This is a genomic window from Actinoalloteichus sp. GBA129-24, from assembly GCF_001941645.1.
GTDB classification, from domain to species: Bacteria; Actinomycetota; Actinomycetes; order Mycobacteriales; family Pseudonocardiaceae; genus Actinoalloteichus_A; species Actinoalloteichus_A fjordicus.
In genome coordinates this window covers 2,555,469-2,580,727 of sequence record NZ_CP016077.1, presented here as the reverse complement: position 1 = coordinate 2,580,727, position 25,259 = coordinate 2,555,469, and the positions used below count along the sequence as shown (strand labels likewise).

The window sequence follows — 25,259 nt, the reverse complement described above, 5'->3', positions numbered from 1 at the left end:
TCGGTTCGCCGACCCGCGAACGGGCTCGGAGCCTGCACCGTCCTCGGGTGACTCCGAGCCCGTCGCGGGGCAGCAGGGCAGGCGGCGGGGAGGACTACTCCGCCTCGGCCAGGCTGACCGCGAACCGGTCCGCCGGGTCGGTCCACTGTCGATGGAGTCGGAATCCCGCGGCCCGCAGCTCGGCCGCCACGCCGTCGGGCCGGAACTTGGCCGACACCTCGGTCCGGATCTCCTCGCCCGCCGAGAAGTCGATCGTCAGGTCCAGCGCTCCGATGTGCACGGTGGACGCCTCCGTCGCCCGCAGGCGCATCTCGATCCACTCCTGGTCCGGGTCCCAGTGCGCGACGTGAGCGAAGAGCCCGAGATCGAAATCGGCGTCCAGCTCGCGGTTGAGCACCCGCAGCACGTTGCGGTTGAACTCGGCCGTCACTCCCTGCGGGTCGTCATAGGCCGCGATCAGGGTCTTGGTCGGCTTCACGAGATCGGTGCCCAGCAGCAGCCACTCGCCCGGACGCAGCACCGCTCTGGCCTCGGTCAGGAAGGCCGACCGCTCGGCGGGCAGCAGGTTGCCGATCGTGCCGCCGAGAAACGCGAGAAGCCGTCGTTCACCGTCGGGCAGGGTGCCCAGGTGGCGCGTGAAGTCGCCGACGATCCCGTGCACCTCGAGATCGGGATAGTCGGCGGCGATCTCCGAGGCCGACTCCCGCAACGCGGTCGTCGAGACGTCGAAGGGCACGAAACGCCGCAGCGCGCCCTGTTTTCCCATGGCGTCGAGCAGCAGCCGGGTCTTCTCCGCGGCTCCGGAGCCCAGCTCGATCAGCGTGTCCGCCACGACGATCTCGGCGATGTCCATCGCCGCACCCTGCAACGCGGCGCGCTCGGAGCGCGTCGGGTAGTAGTCCGGCAGCCGGGTGATCTCCTCGAAGAGCTCGCTGCCCCGCGCGTCGTACAGCCACATCGAGGAGAGCCTGCGCTCGGCAGCGGTCAGGCCCTCGGCGACCTCGGCGCGCAGGCCGCCTGCCGCCGCGGCCTCGTCGAGGTGTACGTCGATGTGCGGAATGTTCACGGTCATCCTCTCGATGGCACCGATATCGGGTGTATCGGCGTGATCTCGACCCCGTCACGGGTGGCGACGAGCAGTCGTGCGTCCGGCACTTCGGCCCAGCCCTCGTCCTCGTCCAGCGGCTCGGAGGCCACCACGAGGCGACCGGGAGCGTGCTGCACGAAGAGCGAGTGCGTCCAGGTGGTGGCGATGACCGTCACACCATCGGTGAGCAGCAGGTTCAGCCGCGCCCCCGGTACCGAGGCGCCCACCTCGCCGACCAGGTCGCGCACCGCGTCGGCAGGGGCTTGGCCCGCATCGAGTCTGGCACGCAGCAGAACCCACAGCAGTGCGGAGTCCGTGGCCCTCGCCGTCAGCAGCGCCGCAGGGGACAGCCCCTCGACGAGCCCCGTCGCGCAGCCGGGCCAGCCTGGCAGCACTCCGTTGTGACTGAACAGCAGCGGGCCGTGCCGGAAGGGCGCGCAGGCCTCCTCGCTGATCGGCATCCCGACGGTCGCCGAGCGGACGGCGGCCATGGCGGCTCCCGTCCGGACCACCGTGGCGATCTCGGCGAAGCCGTGGTCGTTCCAGACGGGCCCGGTACGCCGATAGCGCAGCGGCGAGTCGACCGGGCGAGCGACAGGCGCCGTGCCTGCCTCCGCCGCGACGGTCTCCCCTGCACACTCCTTCGCGCGGGCGGTCTCTGCTGCGCCCGGCTTCGCCGGGACGGTCTCTGCTGCGCCCGGCTCCGCCGGCACAACACCCGCTGCGCCCGGCTCCGCCGGCACAACACCCGCTGCGCCCGGCTCCGCCGGCACAACACCCGCTGCGCCCGGCTTCGCCGGGACGGTGGGAAACCAGCCGACCCCGAAGCCGTCCACGTTGACGGTGCCGCCTTGGCGCATCATCGTCGGCGCCCAGGCCTGCCGTGCCAGGGAGTTGGCACCGTCGAACATCAACTCGGCCAAGGACACGGGCGGGCCGAGATAAGCCAGATGACGACACACTCAGGATCGCTCCGCCCGTGCGGCGTCCCTGGCGCATCGGAAGCCCGCGAAGATCTGCCTGCGGATCGGATGGTCCCAGTTGCGGAAGGAGGCGCGCGCCATCGACGTGTCCGTGCCGAAGGAACCACCGCGCAGCACCTGATATCCGCCGTCGAGGAACACCTCGGAGTACTCGCGATAGGGGAAGGCAGCGAAGCCGGGATGAGCGGTGAAGGTCGAGGACGTCCATTCCCAGACGTCGCCGACGAGCTGGTGCACCCCGGCCGGGGTGGTGCCCTGGGGATACGCGCCGACGGGTGCCGGGCTCAGGTGGCGCTGGCCGAGATTGGCGTGGTGCTCGGTCGGTGCCTCGTCGCCCCACGGATAGCGCCGGGATCGCCCGGTGACGGGATCGTGCCGAGCGGCCTTCTCCCACTCCGCCTCGGTGGGCAGCCGCCGACCGGCCCAGCGGGCATAGGCCTCGGCCTCGTGCAGGCAGACGTGGACGACCGGCTCCTCGGCGGGCACCGGCTCGGTCACCCCGAAGCGGCGACGCCACCAGGTGCCGTCGGAGTCGCGTTCCCAGAACAACGGCGCCCGCAGCTCGGCCTGCTGCCGATGGGCCCAGCCCGCCTCGGTCCACCACTCCCGACGGTCATAGCCGCCCTCGGCGATGAACTCGGCGTAGGCGGCGTTGGTCACGGGAGCAGCGTCGAGATAGAAGGAGTCCACCAGCACGGTGTGCGCGGGCCGTTCGTTGTCCAGTGCCCACGGGTCGGAGTCGGTGCCCATGGTGAAGGGGCCGCCGGGAATGAGGACCTCGCGCGCCGTGGGCGGGAGGATCGACGGCGGCGGCGCCGGGGCGTGCAGCACCGGCTCGCCTGTACGGAGCTGATGGGTGGCCAGCATCGTCTCGTCGTGCTGCTGCTCGTGCTGGACGATCATGCCGAAGGCGAATCCGTCGGCCACCAGCCGTCGGCCGCGCAGCGGCGTGCGGTCCAGCACGTCCAGTGTCTTCTCCCGAACGCCGCGCACATAGCCCCGTGCCTCCGCGGGGCTCAGCAGCGGCAGTGCCGGACGATCCGCCCTGGCATGTTGGAAGGCGTCGTACAGCTCGTCGATGTCGCTGCGGAGCGGGACGAGGCCGCCCACGTCGCGAACGAGCCAGAGCTCCTCCTGATTGCCGATGTGGGCGAGGTCCCACACAAGCGGGGACATCAGCGGCGAGTGCTGGCGGGTGAGGTCGGCGTCGTCGACGCTGTCGGTCAGCGCGAGGCTCCGTCGTCGGGTGCGGTCGAGTTCGGCCGCGATCGCCGCACGCAGGACGTCCTCGCCCGTGGTGAAGAAGTCCGTCGTCGTCATGCCCCGTCCTCTCCGAAGTCCAGTGCCGCCCCCACCGCGCGTCGCTGAGCGACCTCGACGATCTCGGCGAGCAGGTCGGCGGGCAGGTCGAGCCCGCTCAGCGCGGCGCAGCCCAGGTCCAGCAGCTTCGGGACCGCTCGGGCCAACGGCGGATCGGCCAGCCCGTCCCGCGCTGCGGGCACCCAGCGGCGGGCGACCGGGGCGGCCAGCTCTGCCGCCCGCGCCACCGTCTCCGGCCGGGCGAACAACGCGATGAGCAGCAGAGCGGGCACGACCCAGGCCTGCCCCGCCTGCGTGTCCAGGTACCGCACCTCCAGGTACCCGCGCGGGCGTACCGGGGGGAACAGTGTGGTGAGGTGATAGTCGAGATCATCGAGGCTGGGCGGCGGCGCCAGCGAACCGGCGATCCAGTCGGCGAACCGCACGGGCACGGCAACGTCCCAGGGGCCGTCGGCGCGACGGACACAGATCGCCGGAGTGTCCAGCGTCCGCCGGGCCCAGGCTGCGGCCGGATCGCCGTCCGGCCTGCCGGGCCGGACACGGATCGGGTCGGTGGCGAACAGCGACCTCATCCGCGCCGAGGCCCAGCTTCCCGCGACTCCCTCGGCCTGCCGGGAGTTGGCGAAGGCGGCGATGAACACCGGGCCGAGCGCGTGCAGCGCGGACCAGCGCAGTGGGGCCTGCTCGACCTCGCCCGCGTCAAGGCAGACCTGAAGCCCTGCCGTGTTGCACATCATGGTCTTCCCCCCGGGCCCGATCCGATCGAAGGCTCGTTCCATGGCGTCGTAGCGGGGGGTGTGCAGCAGTCGCGTCGGGTAACGCCACGGGTCGATGCCGCGGGTTCCCAGTCGGAGGTCTCGGCTGCCGAGGAGATCGACCAGCAACGCGATGTCGCCGTCGACGATCTCGACGAGGCGGCGCGGACTGCGTTGGGGAAGACAGGAGATCTCGACCTGGCCGCCCGGCTCGACGGTGACCGCCGAGCCGCTGGGCAGTGGGAGATGCGGACTGTCCGGAACGAGGGTGGTGGGGGCGTGTGCGCCCAGTGCCGAGGCCAGCTCCCGCAGGTCGAGGGGGCGGCGCGGGTCGGCGCGGTGGTGAACGGTCCATTCGAGTTCGACGCCTGCCAATGCTGGCGGCCCGTGTTTGAAGCAGACCGACGCCACGTAGGCTTCCGCCTCCACGCGACTGCGAATCCGGGCCGCGCCCACGGCCTCCGACGGCGGACTCTGCGACAGCGTCATGCCCTCACCTCAGCCTGTTCGGGAGTCTCGACGCTACTCCCGTGCGGGGCGCGTCGCAGATTCATCGCCCGTCCGTACCAATGGACACCCAAGACGTACGTACGTGTTGGATTTTCCTCGGGAGCACTGCGACGATCTCCCCATGCCACGCGTCACCCAAGATCATCTCGACGCCCGCCGACGCCAGATCCTGGACGGCTCGCGGACGTGCTTCACCCGGCACGGGTACGAGGGCGCCACCGTCCGGCGTCTCGAAGAGGCCACCGGTCTGTCGCGGGGCGCCATCTTCCACCACTTCCGTGACAAGGAGTCGTTGTTCCTGGCATTGGCCGAGGACGACGCCCATCGGATGGCCGAGGTGGTGGCCGAGCAGGGGCTGGTGCAGGTGATGCGAGACCTCATCGCGGTGCCTGCGGGCGCAGAGGAGCCCGATCACCCGGCCTACTGGCTTGGCACGCGCCTGGAGGTCTCCCGGCGGCTGCGCACCGACCACGAGTTCCGAGCGCGCTGGGCCGAACGGTCGCAGGAACTGACGGCGGCGACGCGGGCGCGACTGTCTCGGCAGCACGCGGCGGGCAAGCTTCGTGACGACGTCGAGGTGGACGTGCTCACCGCGTACCTGGAGCTGGTCCTCGAGGGCCTGGTGTCTCACCTGGCCAAGGGCCTGTCCGCCGAGGCGATGGGGCCGGTGCTGGACCTGGTGGAGGAGTCCGTCCGTCGCCACCGGGCGACCGAGTGAGTCGACGGGAGCGGGGCCGAGTCACCGGACGCCGTGCATCCGCCTGCGGATGATCGGGGTGCTGACGGCGAGCAGGACCCCGAGCAGCACGGCCAGTCCGCCGAGGACGCCGAAGTACAGCAGTTCGGTGTCCGGCGAGTAGAGACCGACGATCTGGGCTCCGATGCCGGAGCCCGCGGCGAGCGAGAGGAAGAACAGGCCGACCATCTGCGCAGAGAAGGCGGCAGGCGCGAGCTTGGTGCTGACCGACAGCCCCACCGGAGAGAGCATCAGCTCTCCGCAGGTCATCACGACCAGCGCCACGGCGGGCCAGAGCGGCGCGACCTCGGCGCCGTCCCCCGTGGTGCTCGCCACCATCATCACCAGGAACGACAGTCCGACGAAGAAGACTCCGCCCGCGAACTTGCGCGGGGTGCCGGGCTGGCGATCGCCCAGCCGCGTCCACACCGTGGCGAACACCGGGGCGAGCAGGATGATCGCCACCGGATTCACCGACTGGAACCAGCCCGGCGGGATGTCGAACCCGCCGAGGGAGAGGTTCACCCTGCTGTCGGCGAAGGCGGCGATCACGGTGGCCTGCTGCTCGAAGAGCATCCAGAAGACGACGCTGGTGAGGAAGAGCGGGATGAAGGCGAGCACTCGATCCCGTTCGACCGGGGTGATGCGGCTGCGCAGGATCACCGTGAAGTAGACGATCGGCAGCAGCACCGAGAGCAGGCTCAGCACGGCGACGAGCCCCGTCATGGTGAAGCGGCCGGTGAACAGGATGAACAGCACGACGACGACCGCGACCGCGAGGGGCGGGCCGACCCTGGCGACGAGCCTGCGTCGATCGACCGCCGTGAGCGGGTTGCTCGGTCGCCGCCCCTCCTCGCCGAGATGCCGCCTGCCCAGCACGTACTGCAGGAGCCCGAGCGCCATGCCCGCCGCCGCGAGCCCGAAGCCGAGGTGGAAGTCGACCCGCTCCGCAGCCAACGAGGTGAGCAGCGGGGCGAGGAAGCTGCCCAGGTTGATGCCCATGTAGAAGATCGAGAAGCCTGCGTCACGTCGCTCGTCGGCCGGGCCGTAGAGGGTCCCGACGATCGCGGAGACGTTCGACTTCAGCAGGCCCGTCCCGACGATGATCAGGCTGAGCCCCGATCCGACGCCCGCGAGCCCGGGGACCAGCGCAAGCACGAGGTGGCCGATCATGATCAGGATGCCGCCGTAGAGCACCGATCGCTGAGTGCCCAGGAGGCGATCCGCCACCCAGGCGCCGACGACGCTTGCCATGTAGACGGCGGAGCCGTAGGCCGCCACCAGCGCCAGCGCGGTGGCCTGGTCCACGCCGAGGCCGCCCTCGGTCACCGAGCGATAGAGGTAGAACGCCAGAATCGCTCTCATCCCATAAAATGAGAATCGCTCCCACATCTCAGTGAAGAACAGCGTCGCCAGCCCGCGCGGATGACCGAAGAAACCCCGCTCGGCGGGCTCGGCCCGCTTGTTCTCCGTCACGCCGCTCCCCACCTGCCGCGGCCCCCGACGAGGCGCTCCCGCAGGCTGACATTACGCCGAACGGCGGCTTGCGCCGAGGGCGACACACCTGCTTCGCCAGCGTCCGATCGGGATCAATCGCCCAGACGTCGGCCCGCCACTAGGCCGTTCGGCGCTGTGCTGACCGGGCCAAGCCCTACAATGAGCGTTCCGAATCCCCGACGGACCTCGACGTGCCGCGTGCCGACACCTCGGGCGCGAACGTCTCCGAACGTCGGCCTAGGTGAAAAAGGAGTGAAGACTTCCGTGCAGAAGGCGGAGTCACCCGGCAGCAGTAGCGAGCCGGGCGAAGATCCCGGCTGCCAGACCGTCCCGCGCGCCCCGCAAGGGTGCGCCCGGTGAACGAGATTCTGATCAACATCCTGCTGTTGTCATTGGTCGTTCTACTCACCGCAGGCACCTTCATCTGCGTCGCGGCCGAGTTCGCACTCACCTCGCTGGAGCGAAGCACCATCGACACCCATGTCGCCGAGGTCGGCGACAAGCGGGCGAAGATGGTCCAACACGCACATCGGACCCTGTCCTTCCAGCTCTCGGGTGCTCAACTCGGCATCACCGTCACCACTGTCACCACGGGTTTCCTCGCACAACCCGCGATCGGTGATCTCCTCGGCCCCCTTCTCGGCGGGATCGGACTGTCCGATTCCGCCGCGACGGGAGTCTCCGTCGTCCTGGCACTGGTGGTGGCCACCTCGCTGTCCATGCTGTTCGGCGAGCTGGTGCCCAAGAACCTGGCCATCGCCAGGCCGTTGGAGACCGCTCGAGCGGTGACCGGCATCTACTCGTGGTTCACCCGCCTGTTCCGCGGGCTGATCAACCTGGCCAACAACGGTGCGAACGCACTCGTGCGCAAGCTCGGCGTCGAACCTGCCGACGAGCTGCGCTCCGCGCGCTCCCCGGAGGAACTCGGCTCCATGGTCCGATCCAGCGCGGAGCAGGGGACCATGGATGCGGGAACCGCCAGTCTGCTGGACCGCTCGCTGCGCTTCGGCGACCGGACGGCGGGCGAGCTGATGACGCCGAGGGTGCGCATCGCCGCGCTCACGGCGGAGTCGACGGCGGTCGACCTGCTGGAGATCGCCCACCGGACCGGTTTCTCCCGATTCCCGGTCCACGGAGGCGACCTCGACGACGTGCGCGGGGTGGTGCACGTCAAGCAGGCGTTCACCCTGCCGCCGGCCGAACGGGCGGCGACGCTCGTCGCCTCGCTGGCCAGGCCGGTGCCGAGCGTGCCCGACTCATTGGAGGGCGACACACTGCTCGACCGGCTGCGTGGTTCCGGGCTCCAGCTCGCGCTCGTGGTCGACGAGTACGGCGGAACCGCCGGACTGGTCAGCTTCGAGGACGTGATCGAGGAGATCATCGGCGACGTGCGTGACGAGCACGATCGCCGCGAGATCTCTCCGATCCGACCGATGGGCGATCAGACCTGGGTGGCCTCCGGCCTGCTCCGGGACGACGAGCTCGCCGAGGCGACCGGGTTGCAGATCCCGGAGGGCGACTACGACACGCTCGCGGGCTTCGTGCTCGATCGGCTCGGCCGGATTCCCGACGTCGCCGACGAGGTCCGGCTGGACGGCTGGCTGCTCACCGTCCTGCGGATGGACCGCAGGCGGATCGCCGAGCTTCGCGTCGCCAGAGTCGCCGAGTCCGACGACTCCGGCGACCGCCACGCAGGCGAGCGGGCCGACGTCGCCCACGCCACAGCGCAAGACAGTGAGAGGGGTACCCGATGAGCGACGGAATGGCCGTGCTCGTCGCGGTGCTCCTGCTGGTGTTGAACTTCTTCTTCGTGGGTGCCGAGTTCGCCCTGCTGTCCTCCCGTCGCGACCGGCTGGAAGGCCTGGCCGAACAGGGACACAAGCGGGCGAAGACGGTGATGAAGGCAGGCAAGGAGATCTCGCTGATGCTGGCGGGAGCACAGCTGGGCATCACCATGTGCACCGTGGGACTGGGTGCGCTCGGTGAGCCCGCCGTGGCTCATCAGCTGGAGCGGGTGCTCGAGCCCCTCGGCGTTCCCGAGGTGCTGCTGCACCCGATCGCCTTCGTGATCGCGTTGTCGTTGATCAACATCCTGCACATCATGCTCGGTGAGATGGTGCCGAAGAACCTCGCCATCGCCGCACCGGAGAAGATGGCGATGTGGCTAGTTCCCGCACACGTGGGCTTCGTGCGGGTCACCAGGCCGCTCATCGGGACGTTCAACATCGCGGCGAACGGGATTCTGCGGTTGATGAAGGTGGAGCCGAAGGACGAACTCGCCTCCGCCTACACGGCGCAGGAGATGACCAACCTGTTCGCGGAGTCACGACGCGAGGGCCTCTTGGAGGACTCGGAGCACCGGAGGCTGGCCAAGACGCTGTCCTCCGCCGAGCGGACCGTGGGCGACGTCCTGGTGCCGGTGGCGGAACTGACCACGATCCCGGAGCACCCGAGCATCGGCGACGTGGAGCAGGCCGTCTCCAGCACCGGGTTCTCCCGGTTCCCCGTGCAGGCAGGCGACGGACGTCTGGTCGGTTACCTACACGTCAAGGACGTGCTGGAACAGGCCGACGCCGACCGCAGCGCGCCGGTGACGGCGGGCCGCGTCCGCAGCCTGCCCGAGCTGCCCGCGAACATGCGGTTGGACGAGGCACTGACCACGCTGCGTCGGGCGCACAGTCACCTGGCCGCGGCGGTGGGCGCCGAGGGCGAGGTGCTGGGCGTCGTGGCGTTGGAGGACCTGGTCGAGGAGTACGTCGGCACCGTCCGCGACGGCACTCACGTCAGGAGCATCCCGCGCCCGGCGAACTGATCATCGGTTCGATCGGATCATGACCGGTGAAGGGGTGCCTGATTGCGGGCACCCCTTCACCGTTTCTCGCCGAGACTCGTGGCAGGCCGACCACATCGCGTCGTCGAGTCGTCGGGACGCAGCAAAGGATCACGGCTGGGTGAGGGCACCTCCGTAAGGATCTTGACCGGAATCCCTCACCTGTTAGCGTAGCTTTCGGCCGAGCGGGCGGGGACCCGCTCTCACCAGTCCGTTCTCGTTACTTAGCGAAAACAACTTTCGCTCTTCTGCGTGAAGGGGAGCCGAATGGCTCGACATCGTGGTTCAGGACTCAGACTCCGCGGAGTAGCAGGGTGGCCCCTTGCGGTCATCGCGGTTCTCCTGATCTCGACGCTCGGATACGTCGGCTGGTCCTCTCTCGGCGCGATGGTCGAGCGACGTGCCGACGCCGAGGCCGCGAGCTGCCCACAGGGTGATCAGACACTGCGCATCGCCGCCGAGGACTCGATGGCCGCCCCGCTCATCGAGTCGGCCCAGGAGTGGAGCGCGACACGACCGGTCGTGCAGGACTACTGCATCAGGGTCGAGGTGACCACCCATCGCTCCGCCGACGTGCTGCGGGGACTCGTCGACGAATGGGACGAGGCCGAGCACGGTGCACGCCCCGACGCGTGGGTGCCCGACTCGCTGCGCTGGGTGCAGCAGCTCTCCGAACAGCGCGGCGACCTGATCGGCTCCCAACCGCTGGTGTTGGCCACGAGCCCGATCCTGCTCGGCATGTCGGAGCCCGCCGCCCACGCCGTGCGCCTGCACGGCGGTCTGCGCTGGTCGGAGGTGTCCGACCTGGTCGAGGAGCCCTCGGGCTGGAGCCGCTTCGAGCAGGACGCCTGGGGCCGGTTCGTGCTGGTGCTGCCCGACCCGGCGACCAACCCGGCGACCGGGCTGGCGCTGGAGGGCGTGCTCGCGGGTCCGGACGCAACCGGGCCGGTGACCTCCGAGGCCCTCGCGGAACAGGGTGCCCAGGACACCCTGGGGCGGCTGTGGCGCAACGAGCCGAGGGAGGTGCCCCCGACCACCCGCGAGGCGCTGACCGTGCTGGGCCGGACGACCGATCCCGGCGCCGAGGCCTTCCACGCCGCCCCGGTCGCCGAGGTGGATCTCTACCGCCGCAATCTCGGCCTCGACGGCGACCAGGCCCCCCAGACCCCGATCGCGGGCTTCATGCCCGGCGGCGCCAACCCACGCGTCGAGTACCCCCTGGTCGCGATCAACGGCGGCGAGCGGGACACCACCCTCAGCCGGGCGACACAGCAGTTCGGCGAGTTCCTCCGGCACCGTGACCAACAGCGCGTACTGGCCGAGGCGGGCTTTCGGGTGACCGCAGTGATGTACTACCCGAACCCCGCGCCCGGCGTCCGCTGGAGCACGCCGGACGCCAATCTCGCCTCGGCCGACGGCCCGACCAGCCAGGAACTGATCGAGTCCTGGCACGGCCAGGCCGAGCGCTGAGCGCTCTCCCCGACCCGCACCGGACACGGTCACGACGCTGCGACCGCCAGGCCGCCGACCAGCCACGCAGGCCGACCCGTGTCAGCCCGGTCGGGTCGGCGCCGCGCGCGTGGCAGGCCGTGCGGAGCCGACCTCGTCAGGGCCGCAGGACGTCCGTGCCGAGGAACGGCACCAGCGCCTCTGGAACGCGCACCGAGCCGTCGGCCTGCTGGTTCTGCTCCAGGATCGCCACCATGGTCCGGCCGACGGCCAGGCCCGAGCCGTTCAACGTCGCGGCCAGGCCCCGCCTGCCGTCCTTGGTCCTGGTCCGAATGCCCGCGCGTCGAGACTGGAAGACGCCGCAGTCCGAGACGCTGGAGATCTCGCGATACCGGCCCTGGCTGGGCAGCCACACCTCGATGTCGTAGGTGAACTGCGCCGAGAAGCCGATGTCACCGGCGGGCAGCGCCACCACCCGGTAGGCGAGCCCGAGCCTGCGCAGGCACTCCTCGGCGTGGGAGAGCATCAGTCTGAGCTGCGCGTCGGACTCCGCAGGCTCGCAGAAGCGGACCAGCTCGACCTTCGAGAACTGGTGCATCCGGATCAGGCCTCGGGTGTCTCGGCCGTAGGAGCCCGCCTCCGACCGGAAGCACGGGGTGTGCGCCGTGTAGGCGAACGGCAGCTCCTCGGTGGCGAGGATCTCGTCGGCGTGCAGGTTCAGCAGCGGGACCTCGGCGGTCGGAACCAGGAACAGCTCCCGATCGGCGACGCCGGTGGCGAAGAGGTCGTCCTGGAACTTCGGGAGCTGCCCGCTACCCGTCAACGCCGCCCGATTGGCCAGGGCAGGCAAGCCGAACTCGGTGTAGCCCTGTTCCTCGGTGTGCAGGGTGAGGAAGAAGTTCGCCAGCGCACGCTCCAGCCGGGCGCCGACGCCCTTGAGCACCACGAAGCGCGGGCCTGCCAGCTTCGTCGCCCGGGGGAAGTCGAAGATCCCGAGCCGCTCGCCGACGTCGACGTGGTCGGCGGGCTCGAAGTCGAACTCGGGCTGTTCGCCCCACGTGCTGACCAGTTCGGCGAACTCGTCGGTGGCACCGTCGGGCAGCCGGTCGTCCGGAAGGTTGGGAATGCCGAGCATCCACTCGGTGAGTTCGGCGTCGAGGCGCTGATGCTCCTCCTCCGCCTCGGCGATGCTGCCCTTGAGCCCCTTGGCGTGCTCCCGCAGCGCGGTGATGTCCTCGCCGCGCTTGGCCGCCTGGCCGACCGAGGCGGCGACCTTCTTCGACTCGGCGCGGGCCTCGTCGGCACGCTGGATGGCGGAGTTCCGGGCGGAGAGGAGCGTCTCCAGTCGCGTCAGGTCAAGCTGGTAGCCACGTCGTGCGAGCTTGCGCACGGCGTCGGTGGCCGGATCGAGCAGAACGCGCGGGTCGTGCATCTCTTCAAAGCTCCATCGCCGGGATTCGGGTCATCACCGGTCGGCCGTCGGAGGTACGACGCCGCCGATCACACGGTCTTGTGATCCTGACAGCCTAACCGTCGCCGACGCACCCGATTTCTCCCCCGCGCCGCACCCCTCCTCCCGTCGGGAGCAGCCGGATCGGCTGACGTCACCTGCCGTCCGGCAGCCGGTCACGCCGACGACTCGGCCTGCCCTGTCCGCGAGACGTGGACGGTCCGGGCGAGAAACCTCGGGCCGGGCCCGTCGGGCGACGCCGGCGAGGGCAGCCGGGAGAACCTACGCCGGGGCGCGGAGCGGAGACCGGCCGCTCCGGCGGCACGTCTCCTGTGCTGCGGGAGCTGCGGGCTCCCCGGAGCCGGCGAGCCTCGTCCGGTGGATCGACGGCGAGACTCCGGGCGCCCGACACGGCACGAAGCCGCCGGGCGCCCGGTCGCACTCGCGCGGAGCAGGCCCGGCTCAGCCCTGGTATGCCTCCAACGGCGGGCAGGAGCACACCAGGTTGCGGTCGCCGCGAGCCCCGTCGATCCGCCGCACCGGCGGCCAGATCTTCTGACTGCCGTGCCCCGCCGGGTACACCGCCTCCGCGCGGCTGTACGGGTGCGACCACTCGCCGGTCAGGCACTCGGCCGTGTGCGGCGCATTGCGCAGCGGATTGTCCTCGGCGGGCCACTCCCCCGCGCCGACCCGATCGATCTCGGCCCGGATCGCGATCATCGCGGCGCAGAACCGGTCCAGCTCCGCGAGGTCCTCGCTCTCGGTCGGCTCGACCATCAACGTGCCGGGAACCGGGAAGGACATCGTGGGGGCGTGCAGCCCGTAGTCGGCGAGCCGCTTCGCGACGTCGTCCACCGTGACGCCGGTGGCCTTGGTGAGACCACGCAGATCGAGGATGCACTCATGGGCGACGAATCCGCCCTGGCCGGTGTAGAGGACCGGGTAGTGCTCGGCGAGTCGCCGGGCCACGTAGTTCGCCGCGGCGACGGCGGTCAGCGTGGCCTGTCGAAGCCCGTCCGCGCCCATCATCCGCACGTACGCCCAGGAGATCGGGAGAATCGCGGCGCTGCCCCAGGGTGCCGCGCTGACCGGCCCGACGACCCCGCCTGCGGGACCGGCCGAGGGCTGGAGCGGGTGCCCCGGCAGGAATCGCGCGAGATGCTGTCGAACTCCGACGGGCCCGACGCCGGGGCCGCCGCCGCCGTGGGGGATGCAGAAGGTCTTGTGCAGGTTGAGGTGCGAGACGTCGGCGCCGAACCGGCCGGGCCGCGCCAGCCCGATCAACGCGTTGAGGTTCGCCCCGTCCACGTACACCTGGCCGCCCGCGTCGTGCACCAGCGCACACACCTCGCGGACCGTGTTTTCGTAGACGCCGTGCGTGGACGGGTAGGTGATCATGATGGCGGCGAGGTCGTCCCGATGGACGTCCACCAGCGTCCGCAGACTGTCCAGGTCGACGTTGCCCGCGTCGTCACAGGCCACGACCACGACCCGCATCCCGGCCATCACCGCGCTCGCGGCGTTGGTGCCGTGGGCGCTGGCCGGAATCAGGCAGACCTCACGCCGGGGCTCGCCCCGGTCCAGGTGGTAGGCACGGATCGCCAGCAGCCCGGCGAACTCCCCCTGGCTGCCGGCGTTGGGCTGCATGCTGACCGCGTCATAGCCGGTGATCTCGGCCAGCCAGCGCTCCAGGTCGCCGACGATCGACAGCAGGCCCGCCGCGTCGTCGGCAGGCGCGAAGGGGTGCAGCTCGGCGAACTCGGGCCACGTGATGGGCTCCATCTCGGCCGTGGCGTTCAGCTTCATGGTGCAGGACCCGAGCGGGATCATGCTCCGGTCCAGGGCCACGTCCTTGTCGGAGAGCGATCGGAGGTACCGCAGCAGGGCCGTCTCCGAGCGGTGCCGATGGAACACCGGGTGGGTGAGGAAGTCCTCGGTGCGACGCAGCCCTTCCGGCAGTGCGTCGGGCGTGGCGGCGTCCAGTTCGTCGACGTCGATCGCGTCCACGTCCACCCCGAAGGCCCGCCACACCGCGTCGAGGTGCTCGAGGGTGGTCGTCTCGGAGCAGGAGATCCCCACCTGATCGGCGTCGACGCGACGGAGGTTCAGTCCGAGATCACGAGCGGCGGCGACCACCTGGTCCGCGCGGCCGGGAACCCGGACGCACAGCGTGTCGAAGAACGCGTCATGGACGAGGTCGTGACCACCGCCGCGCAGACCCTCCGCGACCACGGCCGCCATCCGATGGGCCCGCTCGGCGATCCGACGCAGCCCTTCCGGGCCGTGGTAGACGGCGTACATCGCCGACACCACGGCGGGCAGCACCTGGGCGGTGCAGATGTTGCTGGTGGCCTTCTCCCGGCGGATGTGCTGTTCCCTGGTCTGTAGGGCGAGTCGATACGCGGGCGCGCCGTCGGCGTCGACGCTCACGCCGACCAGCCTGCCGGGGAGCTGCCGCTCCAGGCCCTTGCGGACCGCCAGATAACCGGCGTGCGGCCCGCCGAGGCACATCGGGAAGCCGAATCGCTGGGCGGTCCCCACCACCGCGTCCGCACCGATCGAGCCCGGCGAGCGCAACAGGACGAGGCTGAGCAGGTCGGCGGCCACCACGGCCATCGCGCCCCGCCGATGTGCCTCGGCGATCAGATCCTCCTGGTCCACGACGCGCCCGGAGGCGCCGGGATAGGACAGCAGCAGCCCGAAGAGGTCGCCGTCCGGCAGGCTGCCCGAGCCGAGATCGGCCTCGACGATCTCGATGCCCAGCGGCTCGGCCCTGGTCCGCAGGACGGCGAGCGTCTGCGGCAGGGTGTCGGAGTCGACGACGAAACGGGTTGAACGGGACCGGCCCGCCCGGCGGATCAGTGTCATCGCCTCGGCCGCCGAGGTCGCCTCGTCGAGCATCGAGGCGTTGGCCACCGGAAGCCCGGCCAGGTCGGAGACCATCGTCTGGAAGTTGAGCAGGGCCTCGAGGCGGCCCTGCGAGATCTCCGGCTGGTACGGCGTGTACGCGGTGTACCAGGCCGGGCTCTCCAGCACGTTGCGCCGGATCACCGGCGGGGTCACCGTGCCGTGGTAGCCGAGGCCGATCATCTGGGTGTACACCCGGTTCAGGGAGGCGCGGTCCCGCAGTTCACGCAGCGCGACGGTTTCGCTCGCGGCCGAGGGCAGCGTCGAGTCCGTCGCCTCGTCCCGGATGGCCTCGGGCACCGCGCGGTCGGCGAGATCCGCCAGCGAGTCGACGCCGATGACCGCCAGCATCCTGGCCAACTCGGCGGGCCGTGGCCCGATGTGCCGTTCGGTGAAGGGGATGCCCTGTTCGAGGACGGACAGGGCGGGTCGTTCGGAGCTGGCCCGCTCGCGGGGCCGGTGCGCGGAGATCGTCATGGCCGAACCTCAGGACTCGGGAGCGATGGCCTCCCACCACGGGCGGTGTGAGGTGTTGTCCTCCCCCTCTGTCCTCACCCGAGGAGAGTCCTCGTTCGAGGACCACGGGCGCCTGAGAGCTTCGTCCGGCTCGGCCGCGCCGGACTTGCACCGTCGGCGGGGCAGCACGGCGAAGACCGGCCTCGGCGGCCGTGCCTCGCCTCGCGTACCCGCTTTCCAGAGGCGTCTGTCCCGTGCGGTCCCTGCTGCCTGAGAGGTTCCGGGGAGGAGTTGCTCCTTCGGCGCCGAACCACCCGTCCGGGTGATGCGGACTCTCCCGCACGAGGTTCGGGTCACGCTGGGGAATCGGTCGAACAGCCCCGGTGCGACCCTGACGACTACGCGCAAAGGCTACCCCGAGGAGCCGCGCCGAACCCACGGACTCAACCGGTGCGCCGGTCCCGACGCCTGCGGGCCAGCTCGTCCTCGTCCGGTTCGAGCGTCGCCACACCGTCGGCTCGCTCGGCGGGGAACTCGTGGATGGTGCCGCTGATCTCCCGCATGGCTCCGCTCACGGCGATGCCGAAGACGCCCTGACCGCCCTGGAGGAGATCGACGACCTCTTCCGGAGAGGTGCACTCGTAGACGGTGGTCCCGTCGCTGAACAGCGTGATCCGCGCCAGATCCGGCACACCCCGGCGCCGCAGGTGTTCGACCGCGACCCGGATGTTCTGCAGGGAGACCCCGGTGTCCAGCAGTCGCTTGACCACCTTGAGCACCAGGATGTCCTTGAAGGAGTACAACCGTTGACTGCCGGAGCCGTGGGCGCTGCGGATGGACGGACCGACCAGGCCCGTTCGCGCCCAGTAGTCGAGCTGCCGATAGGTGATGCCCGCGATCTGACAGGCGGCCGCCCCGCGATAGCCGACCAGTTCGTCCGGCAGCGACTCGTCGGGAAACAGCTCGCCCTGTTCACCGGAGGTCGACCAGACCGGCGAATCCTCAGTCACGCCTGCCTCCTCTCGTGCGGCCGTTGAAGGCCGACGACGATGCGCCTCATGATCGCCTGCACGTCCCGAGACCGCCATGATGACCTGAAGGGGTGCTCCAGATGACATCCGTCTGACCACGACCGTAAGACCGTGGTGAGGACAGGTCAACGCGACGCGCGGAGCCGCCGAGCGACGTGTGACGCGCCGATGGCAGACCATGGCCGATAAGCGCCGATCACGGTGCGATCCGGCCGAGAGGCGGTGGCCGGAGCCGACCGGGAGTCGACGGGAGCGCCTCCGGACGGCACAGGAGCCCTCGCGGCAGCGTCGACGGTCTCGGCGACACCGCAGGCCGACGGGCGACGCCGGTCGGTGGGCGCGGGACGGCGGAGGTGCGGCTCCGAACGAGAGTGGCGAGACCAGGTGTTCGCGGTGTTCCACCGACGACGCAGGCGACAGCGCCACGACGAGGCTCGGATCGGCAGACGATGTTCCGGCAGGCAGGCGGGCAGCAGGAGCCCCCGACTCACTCAGGTGTCCGCGCCTCGGAAGTCCTCCGGGGAGACCGAGTCGAGGAACTCGCGGAACTTCTCGACCTCGTCCTCCTGCTCGTCCGGGATGATCAGGCCCGCCTCGGCGAGCACCGACTCGTCCGCGTGGATCGGCACCCCGATGCGCAACGCCAGTGCCACCGAGTCACTCGGGCGCGCCGAGACCCGGATGTCGCCGTCGAACACCAGCTCGGCGAAGAAGGTGCCCTCCTGGAGGTCGGTGATCCGCACCTGCTCCAGATCTCGGCCGAGGGCCCCGATGACGTCCTTGAGCAGGTCGTGTGTCAGGGGCCTCGGCGGGCGGACACCCTGTTGTTCCAGCGCGATCGCGGTGGCCTCCACCGAACCGATCCAGATCGGCAGGTACCGCTCGCCTTCGGTCTCACGCAGTAGCAGAATGGGTTGGTTTGCGGGCAGTTCCACCCGTACGCCCACGACGCGCATCTCACTGCTCATCGGGTCTCGCCTCCTCCCGCGAACCACACCACGACGTCACACCATCGAGGATCGCCTGCCGTCGTCTTCGACGCTACCCGCGATGAGCGCAATACGCTTCTCATTCTCGGCGAACGAGAAGCAGACCGATACCGGCCCGCGACCGAGTTCATCGTCCGATCACATCACGCAACCCGGTCTTGACCAGCAGCGCGTGCAGCCGGACCGATAAGGCCGCCAGTTCACGCAGCGTCTCCTCGGCCCGCGCGCCCGCGTCGGGGTCGCGCTGTCTGGCGATCGGCGTCGCCGCCTGGGCCAGCAGATCGACCTGTCGATCCGCCGAACTGCGCAGGGCGCGGAGATGCCGGGGCTCGATGCCGAAGGCGGTGACCGCACGGACCGTGCGGGCGATCTCCACCGCGTCCGGGTCGTAGAACCCGGCCTGCCCCGGCCTCACCAGCCCGTACTGCTCCATCTCCGCGAGCAGCGCCGGTGTGATGCCTGCGGCTGCCAGCATCTCCTCCCTGGTCAACCGCATCTCGCCACCACTCGCGAAGTCCGACGCTCTCGGCAATCCATGACCTGTGACGCCCTTGGGCGCCCGCCCTGCCTCAGGCAGGGCCAGCTCGACTCCTCGGTCGGCAGCCACCAGCTGTTCCTTGATCACTTTGAGTGGCAGGTAGTGGTCACGCTGCGCACTGAGGACGAACCGCAGTCTCTCGACGTCCTGTTCGCTGAACTGTCGGTAACCGGTCTGAGTACGTGCCGGGCGGACGAGGCCTTCGGATTCGAGGAATCGAATCTTCGAGATGGTCACCTCAGGGAAGTCGGCACGAAGCTGCGAGAGCACCATGCCGATGCTGAGGGCACCGCGCTCGGACCGCCCGGCCGCGGTCACCGTGGTTCCTGACCCCCGGACACGCCGGACAGGAACACCAGTCGGAACTTGCCGATCTGCACCTCGTCGCCGCTGGCGAGCACCGCCGTGTCCACCGGCTCGCGGTTGACGTAGGTGCCGTTCAGGCTGCCCACGTCGACGACGACGAACTCGCCGCCTTCGCGACGGAACTCCGCGTGTCGCCGCGAGACCGTGACGTCATCGAGGAAGATGTCACTGTCCGGATGCCTGCCTGCGCTGGTCGTCTCCCGGTCGAGCAGGAATCGGGAGCCCGCGTTGGGCCCCCGCTTGACGACGAGCAGTGCCGACCCGGAGGGAAGTGCGTCGATGCCGGAGACCGCAGGCTCCGGTGCGGCATGCTCGGGATTCTCGACCTCACTGAGGAAGTCGGCCCGGAAGACGGAGGTCTGTTCCGGGGACCGCTCCGGCGGAACGCCGGGCCCGTCGTTCGTGCTCACCTGAGCTCTCCTCCTGCTGAATAAACGATGCCAAGCTCGTCTCAAACTACCTTGCCGATCAGAGCGCACGTGGCCCGACTCCCGAGATCAGGTTGTTCACCATGGACGTCCGCCGTCGGTCGACGGCGGCTGAAGCACCCCGTCGCCGTCGGTCGACGGCGACAGAAGGACAGACCGCCGTCACTCCTGGCCGGCGATCAGCTCGCTGTACCCGTCGGCGTCGAGAAGCTCCTCGAACGCCTTCGGGTCGGCGAGTCTTACCTCGATCATCCACCCTGCCCCGTATGGGTCGGAGTTGACCAGCTCCGGGCTCTCCTCCAGCTCGTCGTTCCTCGACACCACCTCGCCGGTCACCGGCGCGAAGACGTCGGAGACGCTCTTGGTGGACTCGACCTCGCCGATGGTCTCCCCCTGCGAGATGTTCTCTCCCACCTGGGGAAGCTGGACGAACACCACGTCGCCGAGCTGCTGCTGCGCGTAGTCGGTGATGCCGATGCGCACTGTGTCCTGGTCGCCCGACGCGAGCCACTCATGGTCCTGGGTGAAGCGCAGCTCCTGAGGAACCGACGACATCCTGCCTCCGATCGAAACTCTCCTTCGGCGTGACCGTCCACTGTGTACGGACGGACGGTGACGCGCCAGGGACTACTTCCGCCACTCGACGGCGAGGCCGTCGGCATCACTGCCCCGCCCGCCGAGTGTCAGCATCATCCTGCCAAGTCCGCCGCACGCCCACACAGGGCCGTCCCCGGAAATCATGCCCGACGGGATCGATTCCGACTGCGCGGGAGCCCCGTTGAGGCGTCATCGCCGCGCTCAGGCCGCCACGTCGCCCGGCGCGGAGCTGCGCAGGCGCCGAATCGCCCCGCCGAACTGGATCAGATACAGCGCACCGGACCAGAGGTAGAGCAGGCAGCCCCAGGCCGTGAACGCGAGGCCGAACGGGCTGGCGATCGCCGCGAAGGCGGAGTCGCCCTCGGCGAGCAGCAACAGGGGAAACGCGTAGAGCAGGGTGAAGGTGGCCGCCTTGCCCAGGTAGTGCACCTGCGGCGGCCCGAAGCCGTGGTGTCTGAGCATCAGCAGCGCGGCGACGAGCACGATCTCCCTGGCGACCAGGACGGCGACCAGCCACCAGGGGACGATCCCCCTGATCATGAACGCCACGAGCGTCGACAAGATGTAGAGCCGGTCCACGGAGGGATCGAGCAGTGCCCCGAGCGCGCTCGACTGATTCAGCCAGCGGGCGATCTTGCCGTCCAGCCAGTCCGTGATCCCGCTGAACACCAGGACCAGCAGCGCGAGCATGTCGTACTGCGGACCGAGCAGCAGCCACAGGAACAGCGGCACGCCCACCAGCCTGAGCAGGCTGAGCAGGTTGGGCACGGTGAGGAGCCGGTCGTTGCGGATCGCGTTCCAGATGCCGTCGCCGAACTCCGGGCCGAGAAAGGCCTCCGCCCCGCTGCGCCTGGCGATGCCGGTATCGCCGCCCACTACGCCTCCCCTGCGTCACCCCAGACGACGACAGGCGTCCCCTCTCACCGGACCCGCCCGACCCACCGCCAAGGCTCCTAGCCTGTCACACCGGTTCGACGGCGGGCGTGCGTGGTGTCCCTACGACCAGGTACGACTCCACCCGCGCTGGGCGAGTTCGGCACTGGTCAACACGATGGGGCGGCCCCGGTCGTCCACGCCGACCCACCGGGCCTGCCCCGGCCCGCCTTCCAGCACGTAGGCGTGGCCACGACTCCAGACCACGCTGCACGGCACCGTGGGCAGGATCGTGCTGGGCGGCGTGCTGATCGAACGGGCATCGGACTCCGTCGCCGTATCAGCGCTCATAGCGGTGGCACCTCCATCGGGGATGACGACACGTCGTTGTGTCGGTGATCCCGGCCTTCGATTGTGGACCGTCTCGCTCGTGTTCGGCTGGGAGACGCTCCGGCCTTAGCCCACCGGACCGGTTCAGTCGTCCACCGACCAGGTGGTGCAGCCGAACGGGTCGGCGCGGCCGAAGTCCGGGTTGCCGTTCACCGTGTGTGAGGGACCAGTCGTCCATCCCCGAGTGGACGGCAGGCCGACACGCCCAGGATGCCGTCGTCGTGCTACCGAGCGGTTAGGCCGATGTTTCAAGATCGGCACGTGTCTCGCCGCACGGACGGGGTGGGTCGCGACTACCCCGAGGTGAGACGGGGGCTCTACGGGTTTAGCGTTAGGGCTGATCTACTGCGACTTACGTCCACAGACCAATGCGAGGTGGCTACTCGTGACGTACACCCTTCCGGACCTGCCCTACGACTACGGCGCACTCGAACCGCACATCTCCGGCAAGATCATGGAGCTGCACCACAGCAAGCACCACGCGACCTATGTCAAGGGCGCCAACGACGCGCTGGAGCAGGCGGCGGAGTCCCGGGAGAAGAACCAGCTCGGCACCGTCAACCTGTTGCAGAAGAACCTCGCGTTCAACCTCGCGGGCCACGTGAACCACTCGGTCTTCTGGCCGAACCTCTCGCCCGACGGCGGCGACAAGCCGGACGGCGAGCTGGCCGCCGCGATCGACGAGGCCTTCGGCTCCTTCGACGGCTTCCGGGCGCACTTCACCGCCAACGCACTGGGCATCCAGGGCTCCGGCTGGTCGATCCTGGCCTGGGACGCGCTCGGGCAGCGGCTGCTGCTCGAACAGCTCTACGACCACCAGGGCAACCTGCCCGCGGGCAGCTACCCGCTGCTGATGCTGGACATGTGGGAGCACGCCTTCTACCTCCAGTACCAGAACGTCAAGGCCGACTACGTCAAGGCGTTCTGGAACATCGTCAACTGGGCGGACGTCACCGAGCGCTTCCAGACCGCCAAGGGCGTCAAGATCAACTGAGGACGCGCTGCGGGCGTCGGACTCGACGGCCGTGACACCGCACGTACGCGAATGCCTCGTCACCGCTCACTCCCGAGCGGCGGCGGGGCATTCCGACGTCAGGGGCCGATCCGGCCTGCGCAGCAGGCGGGGAGCGGACGATCAGCACGGTCTGACGGGTCGTGCTTGACTCGGGCGGGCACGCGGGCACGCCACGTCGAGCACCAGAGGGGACCCGGCATGGAACTCGGTCTTCAGATCAACCGCTTCGCCTGGCCCGACGGTCCCGGCAGACTGGGCGCCGAGCTGGCGGCCGTCGCCCGCACGGCCGAGGAGACCGGCTTCCACTCGATCGCGGTGATGGACCACTTCTTCCAGTTCAGCTCGTTGGGTCCCCAGGAGGACCCGATGCTGGAGGCGTACACCACGCTCGGCTTCCTCGCCGCGCACACGTCACGGGTCCGGCTGCTGACCCTGGTCACCGGCGCGACCTACCGGCCGCCCGCCGTGCTGGTCAAGGCCGTCACCGCGCTGGACGTGCTCTCCGGCGGGCGTGCCGAGCTGGGGATCGGCGCGGGCTGGTATCAGGAGGAGGCCGACGGGCTCGGTCTGCCCTTCCCGCCGAGAGCACAGCGGTTCGAGCAGCTCGAGGAGACGCTGCGGATCGCCCTGCGGATGTGGTCCGACGACGAGTCGCCGTTCGTCGGCGCCCACTTCCGGCTGGCCCGGCCGCTGAACTCACCGCAGTCGCTGTCCAGACCGCACCCGCCCGTCATGGTCGGGGGCGGGGGCGAGCGGAAGACGCTGCGGCTGGTGGCCCGGTACGCCCAGGCGTGCAACCTGTTCCCCGGACCCGAGCTGGCGCACAAGCTGGCGGTGCTTCGGGAGCACTGCGAGCGGGAGGGACGGGACTACGACGACATCGAGAAGACGATGATCCTCCCGCTCGACGTGGGCAGCCGGGGAGAGAACGTCGACGCACTGCTCACGACCATGGGCGACGCCGCCGAACTGGGCATCACCCGCGTGATCGGGGCGGTCCCCGACGTGCATTCGATCACTCCGCTGGAGATCATCGGGGCCCGACTCGTCCCGGCCGCGGCCCGGCTCTGAGCCGAGCGGCCAGAGCGGGCTGCGGCCCGGCGGAGGCGGGCCGCCGCGATCCGGCATCAGTCGGCGGCGGTCTCGTCCGACCGATCAGGGCCGGACGGGGTCACGAGCTCCGAGATCAGCGGAGAGGAGACGAAGGCCCGCGAGACGAGCCGCAGGAAGGCGGCCTCGCTGCGCAGTTCCGGCTCGATCTCGGTACGTCCCACCGGAGACTCCTCCGCCTCGCCGTCTCGGGCAGGGCTGCCGTGCCGTAAGGCCTCGATCGCCGCCGCCAGCCCCACGGCCTCCACCGTCGCGGCCAGCTCGTCGCCGTCGATGCCCGACGCTCGCGCCCGCTCGGCCGCCTGCGCCTCCACCGCCGGGTCACGATGGGGCCGCAGGACGAGCGCTCCGTCGCGGATCTCGATGACGCGCCGGTACAACCGCATCCCGACGTCCCGACGGGCGTAGCTGCCCGTCACGGCCTGCGGCGAGGTCAGGGCGATCTCGGGCACCGCCGTGTACAACGCCGTCCACAGCGGCCGGAGCTCACGGTGAACCCGGTACTCCCGCGGCCACCGCGCGGCCCGGACCACCGCCGGGACGATGACCGGCAGCGAGATCCCGAGCAGCATCACCAGGACCGAGATGGCGGGCATCCCGACCGCCATGGTGCAGCCGAAGTTCTCGAAGGGATGCACGCAGAACTCGGCGGTCTCGTCGGGCCCGTTCCGCGTCTGCCGGATGGTGCTGACCAGCTTCTCGCCGATGTAGGAGAGCCCGAGAAGACAGCCGAGCGCCAGCAGCCGCAGACCGAGGCGCAGCGGGCCTCGGGTGGCCGAGGAGTACCGCAGGGTCATCCGGCCGAGGTCGATCAGCACCGCGCCGAGATAGGCCGAGTAGACGAGGACGTACCAGGCCAGGGTGGGATGGGTCGCGTAGTACTCGGAGAACAGTCCTCGACTCTCCGGGATGTCGGCAAGGAAGAACAACACCCACATCGCGACGATCGAGACCCCGTAGGTGATCAGGTGTCGCGGTAGGCGCGTCCGCGCCTGGGCTGCCGGGTAGGCGAGGTAGAGGACCAGTGCCAGTGCGGACAGCGCGGCCGTCAGGGTGGCGGTGTTGGAGAGCAGCCTGCCCAGATTCGGGTAGATCCGGCCCTCGATCTCCTGCACGGCGGGCGCCAGCACGAAGAAGGCGAAGCCGAGCGCGGCCAGCAGGCCCGCCAAGGCCCATCGTCCCGGATTCGCTCGATCGCCGACGGAACGTAACGCCCGATACGCACGGTATCCGGCGGCGAGGAAGGTCAGCGCCGAGACGCTGAGGAAGAGCAGCGTGACCATGCGGATCGATCTCCTTGCCGAGCGGGCTGAGCGACGGGTGTGCCTGTCGGGCCTCTCGACGTCACGTGCTCGCTCAGCCGCCGAACACGTCGCAGAACCGGTCGGCGATCTGGGCGGCCTGTGGCGAGGCGGGGTCGTTGACGGTCTCCCCGCCTCGATGGCGCGCACGTTCGAGGATCAGCGAGGCGATCATCTCAGCCTCCTGCTCCTCGATCTCCGAGTAGGAGGTGCGACCCATCATGCGCACCGCCACGGCCGGGTCGACGTCGGGTGCGAGCCTGCGCAGGAAGTCCCGGTCGAGCAGTTGCCCGCCCCGATGCGCGGAGATCATGTGACCGACCTCGTGCAGCACGATGTGCCACACGTGCAGCGGGGTCGTCATGGCGTGGGCGATCACGTCGGCGTCGCCCAGATCGAGCCACAGACCGCAGGCGCGACCCGCGACGTGCTCGCTCGGATGCAGCAGGATCGGCCGTCCCCGCTGCTCCGCGAGCCGATCCAGGAACACGCGCAGCTCGAAGGGGCGCGGGATGCCCGCCTCCTCGTCCAGCCTGCGCACGCGGTCCTGGCAACGCCGCCGCAGTTCCTGATAGTGCATCGGGGTCATCGCCTCCCTGATCAGCGGCGGTGCCCAGCCTCGAGCAAGGCGAAGACACACG

General features: G+C 69.9%; 22 protein-coding genes and 1 riboswitch. Of the genes, 6 read left to right on the top strand and 16 right to left on the bottom strand.

The genetic code is table 11. The annotated features are described in order from the left end of the window. Window positions 1-94: 94 nt before the first annotated feature. From egtD to UA75_RS11560, 4 genes are read right to left on the bottom strand one after another with little or no spacing between them, the layout of a single operon-like run. The gene (gene egtD, locus UA75_RS11575) at window positions 95-1,072 is read right to left on the bottom strand and encodes an L-histidine N(alpha)-methyltransferase (RefSeq protein ID WP_198042991.1); all 978 of its coding nucleotides are present in this window, start codon (window positions 1,070-1,072) and stop codon (window positions 95-97) included. Continuing rightward, complete coding sequence (locus UA75_RS11570) at window positions 1,069-2,049, bottom strand: hypothetical protein (protein ID WP_083690678.1); 981 nt, start codon at window positions 2,047-2,049, stop codon at window positions 1,069-1,071. The genes egtD and UA75_RS11570 overlap by 4 nt, the downstream gene beginning before the upstream one ends. Then, window positions 2,050-3,390 carry an ergothioneine biosynthesis protein EgtB gene (egtB, locus tag UA75_RS11565; RefSeq protein WP_075740251.1) on the bottom strand — a complete coding sequence of 447 codons (1,341 nt, stop codon included), beginning with the start codon at window positions 3,388-3,390 and terminating at the stop codon, window positions 2,050-2,052. Then, a complete protein-coding gene (locus tag UA75_RS11560; protein ID WP_075740250.1) occupies window positions 3,387-4,634 on the bottom strand; it encodes a glutamate-cysteine ligase family protein in 1,248 nt (415 codons plus the stop codon). Before UA75_RS11560 ends, egtB begins: the two co-directional genes overlap by 4 nt. Before the next feature lie 142 nt (window positions 4,635-4,776). On the opposite strand from UA75_RS11560, the gene UA75_RS11555 reads away from it, so the two are divergent. Continuing rightward, window positions 4,777-5,373 carry a TetR/AcrR family transcriptional regulator gene (locus tag UA75_RS11555; protein WP_075740249.1) on the top strand — a complete coding sequence of 199 codons (597 nt, stop codon included), beginning with the start codon at window positions 4,777-4,779 and terminating at the stop codon, window positions 5,371-5,373. Window positions 5,374-5,394: 21 nt separating this feature from the next. Here UA75_RS11555 and UA75_RS11550 read toward each other — a convergent pair whose 3' ends face one another. Beyond that, window positions 5,395-6,867, bottom strand: a complete 1,473-nt coding sequence (locus UA75_RS11550; protein ID WP_075740248.1) for a peptide MFS transporter — start codon at window positions 6,865-6,867, stop codon at window positions 5,395-5,397. Between the two features lie 377 nt (window positions 6,868-7,244). Between UA75_RS11550 and UA75_RS11545 the strand changes: the two genes are divergently transcribed. From UA75_RS11545 to UA75_RS11535, 3 genes are all read left to right on the top strand, one after another. Beyond that, window positions 7,245-8,642 carry a hemolysin family protein gene (locus UA75_RS11545; RefSeq protein WP_083683128.1) on the top strand — a complete coding sequence of 466 codons (1,398 nt, stop codon included), beginning with the start codon at window positions 7,245-7,247 and terminating at the stop codon, window positions 8,640-8,642. Continuing rightward, window positions 8,639-9,700, top strand: a complete 1,062-nt coding sequence (locus UA75_RS11540; RefSeq protein WP_075740247.1) for a hemolysin family protein — start codon at window positions 8,639-8,641, stop codon at window positions 9,698-9,700. The genes UA75_RS11545 and UA75_RS11540 overlap by 4 nt, the downstream gene beginning before the upstream one ends. 405 nt (window positions 9,701-10,105) lie before the next feature. Beyond that, the gene (locus UA75_RS11535) at window positions 10,106-11,188 is read left to right on the top strand and encodes a substrate-binding domain-containing protein (protein ID WP_075740246.1); all 1,083 of its coding nucleotides are present in this window, start codon (window positions 10,106-10,108) and stop codon (window positions 11,186-11,188) included. A 136-nt stretch (window positions 11,189-11,324) separates the two neighbouring features. Here UA75_RS11535 and serS read toward each other — a convergent pair whose 3' ends face one another. The 9 genes from serS to UA75_RS11490 form a co-directional block, all read right to left on the bottom strand. Then, window positions 11,325-12,599 carry a serine--tRNA ligase gene (gene serS / locus UA75_RS11530; RefSeq protein WP_075740245.1) on the bottom strand — a complete coding sequence of 425 codons (1,275 nt, stop codon included), beginning with the start codon at window positions 12,597-12,599 and terminating at the stop codon, window positions 11,325-11,327. A 480-nt stretch (window positions 12,600-13,079) separates the two neighbouring features. Further along, window positions 13,080-16,001 (bottom strand): aminomethyl-transferring glycine dehydrogenase, encoded by a 2,922-nt coding sequence (gene gcvP, locus UA75_RS11525; protein ID WP_075740244.1) that lies wholly within the window; start codon window positions 15,999-16,001, stop codon window positions 13,080-13,082. A 226-nt stretch (window positions 16,002-16,227) separates the two neighbouring features. Further along, window positions 16,228-16,330: riboswitch (glycine riboswitch) on the bottom strand. Window positions 16,331-16,423: 93 nt separating this feature from the next. Continuing rightward, window positions 16,424-16,990, bottom strand: a complete 567-nt coding sequence (locus tag UA75_RS11520; protein WP_075740243.1) for a MerR family transcriptional regulator — start codon at window positions 16,988-16,990, stop codon at window positions 16,424-16,426. A gap of 512 nt (window positions 16,991-17,502) precedes the next feature. Further along, window positions 17,503-17,979, bottom strand: coding sequence for a bifunctional nuclease family protein (locus UA75_RS11515; RefSeq protein ID WP_075740242.1), 477 nt, complete (start codon window positions 17,977-17,979; stop codon window positions 17,503-17,505). A 148-nt stretch (window positions 17,980-18,127) separates the two neighbouring features. Beyond that, a complete protein-coding gene (locus UA75_RS11510; RefSeq protein WP_198042990.1) occupies window positions 18,128-18,856 on the bottom strand; it encodes a MerR family transcriptional regulator in 729 nt (242 codons plus the stop codon). Beyond that, the gene (gene garA / locus UA75_RS11505) at window positions 18,853-19,314 is read right to left on the bottom strand and encodes a glycogen accumulation regulator GarA (protein ID WP_075740241.1); all 462 of its coding nucleotides are present in this window, start codon (window positions 19,312-19,314) and stop codon (window positions 18,853-18,855) included. Before garA ends, UA75_RS11510 begins: the two co-directional genes overlap by 4 nt. Window positions 19,315-19,494: 180 nt before the next feature. After that, window positions 19,495-19,887 carry a glycine cleavage system protein GcvH gene (gene gcvH / locus UA75_RS11500; protein ID WP_075740240.1) on the bottom strand — a complete coding sequence of 131 codons (393 nt, stop codon included), beginning with the start codon at window positions 19,885-19,887 and terminating at the stop codon, window positions 19,495-19,497. 243 nt (window positions 19,888-20,130) lie between these two features. Next, entirely contained in the window at window positions 20,131-20,733 is a 603-nt protein-coding gene (locus UA75_RS11495) for a CDP-alcohol phosphatidyltransferase family protein (RefSeq protein WP_075743686.1), read from the bottom strand. 192 nt (window positions 20,734-20,925) lie between these two features. Next, on the bottom strand, window positions 20,926-21,153 hold the full coding sequence (locus tag UA75_RS11490) for a hypothetical protein (RefSeq protein WP_075740239.1): 228 nt from the start codon (window positions 21,151-21,153) through the stop codon (window positions 20,926-20,928). Between the two features lie 424 nt (window positions 21,154-21,577). Between UA75_RS11490 and UA75_RS11485 the strand changes: the two genes are divergently transcribed. Both UA75_RS11485 and UA75_RS11480 read left to right on the top strand, forming a co-directional pair. Then, window positions 21,578-22,186, top strand: a complete 609-nt coding sequence (locus UA75_RS11485) for a superoxide dismutase (RefSeq protein ID WP_075740238.1) — start codon at window positions 21,578-21,580, stop codon at window positions 22,184-22,186. A gap of 219 nt (window positions 22,187-22,405) precedes the next feature. Beyond that, window positions 22,406-23,278, top strand: coding sequence for an LLM class F420-dependent oxidoreductase (locus UA75_RS11480; protein ID WP_075740237.1), 873 nt, complete (start codon window positions 22,406-22,408; stop codon window positions 23,276-23,278). 56 nt (window positions 23,279-23,334) lie between these two features. On the opposite strand, the gene UA75_RS11475 is transcribed toward UA75_RS11480, so the two are convergent. Beyond that, entirely contained in the window at window positions 23,335-24,600 is a 1,266-nt protein-coding gene (locus UA75_RS11475) for an MAB_1171c family putative transporter (protein WP_075740236.1), read from the bottom strand. 73 nt (window positions 24,601-24,673) lie between these two features. After that, on the bottom strand, window positions 24,674-25,207 hold the full coding sequence (locus tag UA75_RS11470; protein ID WP_157434123.1) for a hypothetical protein: 534 nt from the start codon (window positions 25,205-25,207) through the stop codon (window positions 24,674-24,676). Between the last annotated feature and the right edge of the window lie 52 nt (window positions 25,208-25,259).